Annotated in this window: 1 protein-coding gene; it reads left to right on the forward strand. The window is 66.5% G+C overall.

Going from position 1 to position 723, the window contains the following annotated elements; translation table 11 throughout:
* On the forward strand, positions 1-638 hold a 638-nt coding region (locus tag CKO28_RS27815), incomplete at its 5' end, for an IS66 family transposase (RefSeq protein WP_200344794.1).
* Positions 639-723 lie beyond the last annotated feature (85 nt).

A 723-nucleotide genomic window follows, 5' to 3' on the forward strand; every position in this document is an offset into this window, starting at 1 on the left:
ACGAGACCGGCGCTCGGGTAGCCGGCCAGAAATACTGGCAATGGGTGTTCGGCTGCGCCACCGCGGTGCTGCACAAGGTGGCGCCCAGCCGCGGCAAGGCGGTCGTCCGGGAGGTGCTCGGCGAGCACGTCCCCGCGGTCTGGGTCTCCGACCGTTTCGCCGCGCAGAACGGACACGGCGAGAGCCGGCAGCTCTGCCTCGCCCACCTGCTGCGGGATGCGCAATACGCCATCGACGCCGGCGACACGGTGTTTGCCCCGCCGCTCAAGGACCTCCTGCTGCGCGCCGTCGATATCGCCCGGCGGCGCGAGGATCTCCAGGACAGCACCCTCTACCAGTACCGATGTCGCCTCGATCGGGACCTCGATGAGCTGGTCACGCGGTCATCGGACAGCCGCGCCGGCGAGAAGCTGCGCGGGCAGATCCGGCGCGTGCGCTGTGAGCTGTTCGTCTGCATTACCAACCGCGGTGTGCCGGCGACCAACAACGCCAGCGAGCGCTACCTCCGTCCAGCCGTAATCTTCAGGAATTATGCGGAGCCCACGATTATGCGGAGTCCGCGGGCAAGAAAGGTCCGCAGCGTGGGTTGGAGACCGGATTCACTCTGCATAATCCGAAGGCCTGCTGTCCTTCTGTAGGTCTGCTGCCGCCCTTTCACACCGCTCTACATTCTGCGGGTCGAGGACGGGAGGCGCTGGAGCGAAGCTCAGACGTTGAACACCG

Origin of the sequence: Rhodovibrio sodomensis, from assembly GCF_016583645.1 — a bacterium.
Classification (GTDB): domain Bacteria; phylum Pseudomonadota; class Alphaproteobacteria; order Kiloniellales; family Rhodovibrionaceae; genus Rhodovibrio; species Rhodovibrio sodomensis.